Here is a 3,631-nt window from a genome sequence, read left to right as displayed (position 1 = left end):
AAGACGATGATGATCCGGGTGAAGCTGGTCATCAGCATGACGAACGTCGGGATGAAGCCCAGCGCGGTCATGATCAGCAGGATCTGCAGGCTAACCGAATACTCCTGCTGGCCCTGGCCGTTGGTGGTCACGGTGATCGCCGAGATCGATGTCGGGTCGGCGGCCAGCGCCGGCCACGGCGCCAGCAGCAGGAGGCAGAGCGCGGCGGCCAGGCGATCGAGCACGACCGCGCGGACGAGCCGATCGACGACAACACCTACTTCGTCATGCGCAACGCCGGCGGCGCCGTGTTCGTGAAGCACGGCCCGTTCTTCGTGAGCCAGGGCGGACTGACGGAGGACTGGGGCAAGAACTGGAAGCGCATCCGGACCGGCAGCCTCAAGCATGCCCGCCAGGTCGTCGGGGAGGAGTTGCTACCTCGCTTTCTCCAGCTACCGCCAACCCATATGAAATTAAGGGAATGAACAAACAGTTACAGTGAGAAGGCCGGCAGAGCCGGCCATTACCTAGAGAGCATGGTAGGCCAGAGTTAGAGCCATGCCCGTCACATAACGCATTCCATCGCGAATCTGGTTGAAGACTGCACTGAAGTTTACAGCACCTAAGTGCAGACCTACTCCGGGAGTGATGAGCGACTTGATATTTTGTGGCAGATTCATCGCTGAAAGCTGTGCAGCCGTAAGGGTCCCTAAGTTCACACCATAGCCAACTAGGAGGCCTGAGCTATCGGTTGCACCACCTCCTGTACCGGGAGTTATCGAGACACTATTAGGCAAAATATTTGTCGTTTGACCCAACACCCCAAGTAGTCCTGCCCCATATTTAGCTTTCACAGAAACCAGATTAGCCCTAGTACTTTGAATGAGCGGAACCAGATCGCCACATACTACATCTTTATTTTGAGACATCTGGAACCCCAATAGCAAAATATTGGATGTTTCCTGAGCAAGAGCCGTCACATACTGTTGGTTAACAGCATTTACATCTCCACTTGGAGCAAAATCCGGATGCAACCTTAAAGGAATATCCCAAGCCTCTGTCGTCTCAGCCTCGGGAAATACTGCGCCAGGGGTGCAGATATTATACAGCCCCTTGTAAAGCGTGGTTAGCGAGGCTCCAGGCGCCACATAAATATTTTGATCCTGCGCAGCACTAATGGCATCAGCCATATCATCACCCCACTAGTTCGGAAGACCTAAAGCTTGTTGAAGATAGTCCGCCCTGTCATTCAAGCGATTTGTTCTGTAGTCGCCGGGTACATTTGGATGACCATCCCAATTTCTCAACTCGTAGACTACAGCAACCCAATCATGCTGCCTTATTGCCGCCTCAAAATTAGGAAAGACTTTCCCTTGACCATATTGATAGTAAATATCTACCGCTACCGTCCGGACGGCTGGAGGCAACCCACTCCAAACGTCAGAGAATTTGCTACGAACAGCGCCAGCCACCCTATTTAGTTTCGTAGAGAACAACACCATCCCATCATCATCGGTAAATGGAGGGATGATTAAAGCAAGCGCAGAATATATATTAGGATCAGTTCTACTCAAGCCCAGACCAGGCCGAACCTTGTCCCTGGTAGAAACCGGTATCCCCATGGAAATCAGCTCCTGCTCATCGTGCTGTCCTAAGTCAAATCCATATCCGACCGTGATTGCAGAGTCACCTGCCTGGGGAATCGTTACGGTGTTTGGACGAGAACCAGCCGGAAGCTCATGCCTCGCCGTAAAGTCGGAATTAATTTGTTCAGCAGCCAATGACTCCATTGACTGCTGGATTAGAGCAACCTTTGCTTCTTTATCTTCATCAATCCTATCTTGTATAAATGTATTTATTTGAGAGTTGAGCTTTTCCGAAAAATCAGACATGGTTATCAAATTACTACCACCAGTCTCAGGAACCGTTCTTACGCTAATTTCATGCCCTCTGAAATAGTGGTCAGACACGACCATGGGTCGCCCAATAGTCGTATTTATAGAGTCAATTAACGACTGAGCTATCCCTGTACGAGCAGCCACACTCCAGTTAGTCAGCCAAGTATCATTTATATAATAAGGAATTTGATTGGCATATATAGTAATAGGCGATTCATCAAGTGAGGCACCTACCTTCCCCTCACTTTCATACGGAGAAAGCAAATCAGATATAGTCCTCTCCAACTCTTTTAAATCTTCATCATCCATAATACAGCCCTCTACTTAGAAAACTTATGAGCACTCATTCTGCAACTTAGTATGTTCATTACGTAAAGCTTCATACGTTACTCTTTCATCCTGCGGGAGGTATTCAGGCTTTATAGAATCAAAGAACCCCACATTACCCTGCATTTTACGACACGCTTTCTTGTCTCCCCGCTCCAAACTCAAGGCTGATATTTTATTTATCAGCCCAATACGCGGAAGAGATTCCATGAACTGCGAGCACTTCTCATAAAGCTCCTTCGAGAGCAAATACCCTTTGTCTTTATCCCCCGAACTTAAAGCGCCCTCAATCATGGATAGTCTCTTTCTGTAAGAACTAAATTCACACAGACTGTATGCAAGCTTGTAACTTCCATAGAAACCAGCCCTAGGCCCACAGTAGTCTCTACACCCGAGACTCTCCCGACCTCTAGACAACTCAATCTTGCCAGCAGTATTTTTTACATCAATATCACATCAATCTGCATATGATGGCCCCTCCACTATAATCCTAGAACCATCAACCCTTCCCCCTAGAGAGCAAGAGTGCCCATTACTACCTAGCGTCCTAATTCTAAATATCTTGTCTCCATGATTATCAAGAAAAACATTGAACACTCCTCCATCACCGACCCGCAAATACATCCCGTTCTTTATCTCTGAGTCGGCAGCAGATAATGCAGAATAAGAAATAAGCATAACCAATAAATGCTTTGAGAATTTCATACATCCCCCTTTTTATTTAACTTATTAAAAAATCAATAGCCTCGACCATACCTAAAGTTCGGTTTGATGTTTTTCAGAGCCTGTCACTTCAGATAGCAGCACTTTGCCCCACCCAGCCCCGCGCGATCCAACGGATAGGACCGTGCAAGCGCTCCCGCTGCCGGACGACAGCACCGGAGCAACCGGAGACACCACCATGTCCTCTACCCAGCACCAACTGATCGAACAGTGCGCCACCCGCCTGCGCAGCATCGTCGAAGCCCTGGACAACATCCACGACAGCACCCCGCACCGCTGGTCGACGGACCTCAACGACCTTCACTCTTCCGCCGAGAGCCTGCTGGCTCTGATCAATGACCACCTCGGCGGCCGCACACTGCTCGCCGGCTTGCGGGCCGGCGTTCGGAAATATCTGCAGCTGCTTCTCGGTAATCAGCATCGGTACTCTCCAGTAACGTTAATGCTCTGCTATCGGTAGGCGTGAAGGGGTTCCAGTTTGCTATCGTTCGCTTGCCAGGTAGGAGGCGAACCACGATGAATAAACGGATGTTGTCGGGGTTGCGCGCCCATGTTGATCAGCTCTTGCGTGATGGCTGGTGGATCTCCGCGCGCGATCCGCTCACCTTGAAACGCGGGTCCGACCGCCTGCAGTGCCTGGACGGCATGCTGGTCGGATCGGCTCAGTCAAACCTCGATATCGAACTGGGGGAGCTGCGGCGCCG

Annotated in this window: 5 protein-coding genes and 1 pseudogene; 2 read left to right on the top strand and 4 right to left on the bottom strand. The window is 50.2% G+C overall.

Annotation, left to right across the window (positions count from 1 at the left end):
- The 4 genes and pseudogenes from HMPREF2886_RS05490 to HMPREF2886_RS34210 all read right to left on the bottom strand — a co-directional run.
- A pseudogene (locus tag HMPREF2886_RS05490) lies at positions 1 to 224 on the bottom strand (flagellar biosynthetic protein FliP); the annotation flags it as partial.
- Between the two features lie 282 nt (positions 225 to 506).
- Entirely contained in the window at positions 507 to 1,169 is a 663-nt protein-coding gene (locus tag HMPREF2886_RS05480) for a DUF3218 family protein (RefSeq protein ID WP_023082023.1), read from the bottom strand.
- A 12-nt stretch (positions 1,170 to 1,181) separates the two neighbouring features.
- Positions 1,182 to 2,186 carry a pesticin C-terminus-like muramidase gene (locus HMPREF2886_RS05475; RefSeq protein WP_023082022.1) on the bottom strand — a complete coding sequence of 335 codons (1,005 nt, stop codon included), beginning with the start codon at positions 2,184 to 2,186 and terminating at the stop codon, positions 1,182 to 1,184.
- A 24-nt stretch (positions 2,187 to 2,210) separates the two neighbouring features.
- Complete coding sequence (locus tag HMPREF2886_RS34210; protein ID WP_139148394.1) at positions 2,211 to 2,498, bottom strand: hypothetical protein; 288 nt, start codon at positions 2,496 to 2,498, stop codon at positions 2,211 to 2,213.
- A 607-nt stretch (positions 2,499 to 3,105) separates the two neighbouring features.
- On the opposite strand from HMPREF2886_RS34210, the gene HMPREF2886_RS05470 reads away from it, so the two are divergent.
- Together HMPREF2886_RS05470 and HMPREF2886_RS34205 are read left to right on the top strand one after the other, a co-directional pair.
- Positions 3,106 to 3,387: a hypothetical protein gene (locus HMPREF2886_RS05470; protein ID WP_049950626.1), complete on the top strand. Its 282-nt coding sequence runs from the start codon at positions 3,106 to 3,108 to the stop codon at positions 3,385 to 3,387.
- A gap of 56 nt (positions 3,388 to 3,443) precedes the next feature.
- Positions 3,444 to 3,631 (top strand): hypothetical protein (locus tag HMPREF2886_RS34205; RefSeq protein WP_139148393.1); only part of this gene is annotated, 188 nt, incomplete at its 3' end.

It is taken from the genome of Pseudomonas sp. HMSC066A08 (assembly GCF_001813025.1).
Taxonomy (GTDB): Bacteria; Pseudomonadota; Gammaproteobacteria; order Pseudomonadales; family Pseudomonadaceae; genus Pseudomonas; species Pseudomonas aeruginosa.
Note: the sequence above shows the minus strand (reverse complement) of the source record. Positions and strands in the feature narration are given on the sequence as shown.

Excerpts from the sequence above, each read along its gene's own strand:
- HMPREF2886_RS05480 (WP_023082023.1), bottom strand. The coding sequence starts at position 1,169 with ATGGCTGATGCCATTAGTGCTGCGCAGGATCAAAATATTTATGTGGCG.
- HMPREF2886_RS05475 (WP_023082022.1), bottom strand. The coding sequence starts at position 2,186 with ATGGATGATGAAGATTTAAAAGAGTTGGAGAGGACTATATCTGATTTG.
- HMPREF2886_RS34210 (WP_139148394.1), bottom strand. The coding sequence starts at position 2,498 with ATGATTGAGGGCGCTTTAAGTTCGGGGGATAAAGACAAAGGGTATTTG.
- HMPREF2886_RS05470 (WP_049950626.1), top strand. The coding sequence starts at position 3,106 with ATGTCCTCTACCCAGCACCAACTGATCGAACAGTGCGCCACCCGCCTG.